Here is a 3982-nt window from a genome sequence, read left to right on the forward strand (position 1 = left end):
ACCGAGCGGCTGCCACTCGTAGAAGCCGTTGGCCGGCACGAGGCAGCGCCGGCGGTGGAACGCCGCCCGGAACGAGGGTTTCTCGGCGACCGACTCGCCGCGCGCGTTGATGAGCTTCGTGGCGATCGCCTCGTCTTTCGCCCACGACGGCACCAGACCCCAGCGCAGGCGGTGGATCACCCGCTCGCCGTTCGGTCGCTGGCGCACCACCGGCAGCCACTGCATCGGCGCCGCGTTCCAGCGCGGCTCGAACGCGAACCCTTCGGGCTCCGCCTCGAAAACCTCGCGCAGGCGCGAGACCGGACCGTAGAGCGCATAACGTCCGCACATTGGCGTTTGCCTCCAGCCCCGGCGGTCGATCGCCGCCCCAAACCGGCCGCATTGGGCGAAAATAAGCTGTATTTTTTTACAGTCCAATCATGCATGTCAGAGTCATCGAACTGATGGTGGCCGGGGTGCGGCGCCCGCGCGAGGCGTGCCTGGCCGACCCCGGCATCACCGGCACCCTGAGCATAGGCGACATCCCGATCGGGACCGCCGAGAAGCGGCCGCTGCACGCGGCACAACTGTGGGAGCGCTGGGGCACCTCCGCCAAGCGCGGCTTGCTGCCGCCGCTGTTCGACGTCCAGGTGCTGCGGATCACCCCACGCGGGCTGCTGCTGCGCGGGTTCCAGGTCAGCACGAAGAACGGGCCAGGCACGGCCCAGCACGCCCAGGAATGGTGGGCCGTGCCGATCGACAAGGCGGGCGCGGCTTAGCGTACGATTTTTTCCGTTTCGTGAGCGGCAGGCTCAGTGCAGCGTCCCGCCAGCGGCGCCCTCGCCTTCCTTCACCGGCAGCAGATCCGTGAACCGCCCCCGCACGTCGGTGTAATGCCGGAACTCCAGCACCCCGATCGTGCGCTTCTTCTTGCTGATGCCCTTCGGCTTGATCGGCACCTGGGCGACCCACACGCCGTGGCGGGTCTCGAGCGACAGGCTCACCACGTCGATCCGCCAACTCGCCGGGCAGTCGGCCAGCGAGCCGTACTCGTCGAGGATCTCCTCGTAGCGGGCGACCTTGTCGGCACGCAGGCTGTAGGCCTCCATCAGCACGAAGACGAAGTCGGCGTCGAGCTGCTCGGCGAGCATCTTCACCGCGCGCGCCGCTGCGTCCTTGTCGCCCGGCGAGCGCATGACGAGCGCCGTGGGGATCGTGGCCCCGGTGGTGAAGTTGCCGACGAAGGCCATCGGCACGAGCGCCTCGCCCTGCTCGAGGAGTTCGCGCGCCTTGTCGATCAGCGGCGCGATCGCCGCCTGGTAGCGTTCAGGGAGCTGGCTCACGTCGGGATCCTCGCCGAGTTCAACGCTCGCGGCGCATCTTCACCGCCGCCTCGTATTCGCGATCGAGCCCGGTCCCGGCATCGCCCTTGGGGTCGAACATCCGGAACCCCACGTGCATGTACGCCAGGAGCGCCAGCCCGGAGAACTCGCCCTCGAGGTGCTGCAGCGTGTAGCGCACCGAAGGCTTGTTGATCTCGAGCCCGTTGCGCCCGAGCAGCGCGATCTCCATCACGATCTGCCCGACCTTCGCCTGGTCGAGCTTGGCGAAGCGGTCGAGCGCGGCCTGCATGTACATCACCGCGTCCATGCGCAGGCCGCCGTCGACCGCCGCGCGCAGCTCGTCTTGCCCGATGCGCGTGAGCGCCTCCTCGGCCATCTCGCCGGCCTGGTGCTCGGGAAAGCGCTTCACCACCGTCTTGTACTGCTCGGCCGCCTCCTTGACGTGAGAGGGCCCGAGCGCTTCCAGGCACTGCGCGAGCCCGAGCTGCGCCCCCGGATCGGCCGGCGCGAGACTCGCCGCCTGGCGGAAGAACGGCAGCGCCTCTGCCGCCCGGTCGGAACGCATCAGCACCGCCGCCAGGTTGCGCTTGGCGAAGGCGTTCTCCGGCTCGAGCTTGACCGCGTCGCGCAGCGCGTTGGCCGCCTCATCGGCGCGCCCGGTGCGCGCGAACGCTACCCCGAGCGCGATGAACGCGTTCGCGTGCGTGGGGTCGAGCTCGACCGCCCGCTGCAGCGGGGCGACCGCCTCTGCCGGCCGCCCCAGCTCGGACTGGCACAGCCCGTGGCTGTAGGCGAGCTCGGCATCGTCCAGCATGCCGTCGAGCGCCTCGAGTACCGGCAGCGCATCCTCCAGGAAGCCGTTTTGCAGCAGCCCCAGCACGTAGGCCTTCGGCTCCACCCCACGCTCGGGAACCGCGACCACACGCACGAACGCGTCATCGACCGCCACCACGGCCTGCCAGCCGCGCGCCGCGTAGTCGAGCGCGTAGCGCCCGATTACCGCCTGCTCGAACTCTGCTGTGTCGCGCGGCGGCAAGCCCGCCAAGTCGAGGTCGTCGAGCGGAATCTGGAAGATTTCGGGGGCTTGGCGGGTGATCATCGAGGCGTTCACAGGTGGAGTGCGGTGCGAATTGTCGCATCCATGAAGCGACTGAGTTGCGTCGGAGGTTCAGGAAAGCCGCTGGACGTCTCGTTGCTCAGCCTGCTGCAGACCGGGTTTAGGGCGGTTCTGCAGCAGGCTGCGCTTGAGGTTGCTGGAGCGGTTCAGCTGTCGTGGGGGGGCTAGTTCATGGCCCCCTTGGGGGGGCCTGTTCGATGGGGAGGGGGGGCCGGCTTTGCCGGGGGAACCCCGAAGGGGTGCCCCTTGCCGGGCTGGGTTGAAAATAAGTTATCCACAACAACAGGCGTCTCAGGAACGTTAAAGATTTTATAAGTTAAAAAACGCGCGCGCGCGTTACGCTTGTGGATTTCGATCTGAAAGCCGCGCCATTACTGGCTTTTGGATCTTCGTATGTGGGTGATCTAACGAACAATATGTGGGTGATCTAACGAGTCCATCCACAGGAAAACGTGGGTGATATAACGACCCCATCCACATTCATGATGTGAAAGCACGAATCCCCCTCAGTGACGGGACCGCACGAGAAAAGTGATTTTTTGGGGGCCTCTCGTGTCACCACAGCGATACCAGTGGCAACAACCACAGCAGCAGATGACCTGAGTGTGGGTGATATAACGAGTTCCCCCTAGGGAACCAACCGACAAGCGTGGGTGAAAACACGAGGCTGCGGAAATTTTTCAGCAGCGCGCCAGAGCTTAGCTTTGTAGGTGCTAAGCGGCGCTTGGTTTGAGCTAGGGCTCGTGGTGGTCTGGAAAGCGGCCGGAAGACTGTCCCACAAGAACCGAGCAGATAGTGAGCGTGGAGTCACCAAGCGCCGGTTACTGCTTGCTCTTCCCTGGCTTGGGCGGTACTCGCTTCGGGTTTCGAGTGTAGGAATGCACCGCGTCAGCCTTGCTGCCCTTGGTCAGCCCGGCAATCAGCCGCTGCGGGTTGCGGACGTAGAACGTCACCTTGTCGGCGGCGTCCAGCGTCATCCGATACTCGGGCAGGGTGTGCGCCTCGATGATTTCGCGGACCATGCGGCGGAACTCGCGCAAGGAGCCCTTGCTGCCGGCCTTCTCTTGCAGCAACTCGAGACCGATACTCCACAGGGTTTGATGACCGCAATGCTTGCGCGCCAGCTCGTATAGACGCCGCTCCAGCGGCCGGCGAAGCCTGAAATAGTCCGGGTGGATGGTCAGTACTTCATGCGCCTGAACGGCGTTGAAAAGCCACTTTGACAAGGTAACTTCAACGGCAATCATGCGTTCATCGTCGGGCGCCCGCTCGATGATCATCCAAGAGTCGATGATGCCGAACCCTTCCTTGACGCGCTGCCCCCCCGTCCGAATGTCCGTCTTGATTGTGGTCCCGCGCAAGCGCTCTAGGGCGTTCTCGAGGCGCTGATACTCGGCGCCGCCGGTAGGCTTGTTGGTCGATACAAGGTAATCGTGAACCGTAAACCGCACTGTCCGGTTCTTCGCGTCGTCACGGCCTCGATTCAGCCCCTCGGTCATCTGGCTGACAACGTAAATCAAAACGTCCTTGTCGAACTGCGTCG

General features: G+C 65.0%; 5 protein-coding genes. 1 reads left to right on the top strand and 4 read right to left on the bottom strand.

The features are described from left to right. Positions 1-330 (bottom strand): SOS response-associated peptidase (locus PLC66_RS22285; RefSeq protein ID WP_324544370.1); only part of this gene is annotated, 330 nt, incomplete at its 3' end. An 89-nt stretch (positions 331-419) separates the two neighbouring features. On the opposite strand from PLC66_RS22285, the gene PLC66_RS22290 reads away from it, so the two are divergent. Continuing rightward, positions 420-758 carry a hypothetical protein gene (locus tag PLC66_RS22290; RefSeq protein ID WP_324544371.1) on the top strand — a complete coding sequence of 113 codons (339 nt, stop codon included), beginning with the start codon at positions 420-422 and terminating at the stop codon, positions 756-758. A gap of 33 nt (positions 759-791) precedes the next feature. On the opposite strand, the gene PLC66_RS22295 is transcribed toward PLC66_RS22290, so the two are convergent. The 3 genes from PLC66_RS22295 to PLC66_RS22305 form a co-directional block, all read right to left on the bottom strand. Further along, positions 792-1322 carry a hypothetical protein gene (locus PLC66_RS22295; RefSeq protein ID WP_324544372.1) on the bottom strand — a complete coding sequence of 177 codons (531 nt, stop codon included), beginning with the start codon at positions 1320-1322 and terminating at the stop codon, positions 792-794. Positions 1323-1341: 19 nt separating this feature from the next. Then, on the bottom strand, positions 1342-2421 hold the full coding sequence (locus PLC66_RS22300; protein WP_324544373.1) for a tetratricopeptide repeat protein: 1080 nt from the start codon (positions 2419-2421) through the stop codon (positions 1342-1344). Between the two features lie 839 nt (positions 2422-3260). Next, positions 3261-3982 (bottom strand): replication initiator protein A (locus tag PLC66_RS22305; protein ID WP_324544374.1); only part of this gene is annotated, 722 nt, incomplete at its 5' end.

The sequence above is a fragment of the Thauera sp. genome (genome assembly GCF_035444905.1).
In the GTDB taxonomy this organism is placed as follows: domain Bacteria; phylum Pseudomonadota; class Gammaproteobacteria; order Burkholderiales; family Rhodocyclaceae; genus Thauera.

What these genes read in the sequence shown, in the direction of transcription:
- PLC66_RS22290 (WP_324544371.1), top strand. Translation starts at nt 420, where the DNA reads ATGCATGTCAGAGTCATCGAACTGATGGTGGCCGGGGTGCGGCGCCCG.
- PLC66_RS22300 (WP_324544373.1), bottom strand. Translation starts at nt 2,421, where the DNA reads ATGATCACCCGCCAAGCCCCCGAAATCTTCCAGATTCCGCTCGACGAC.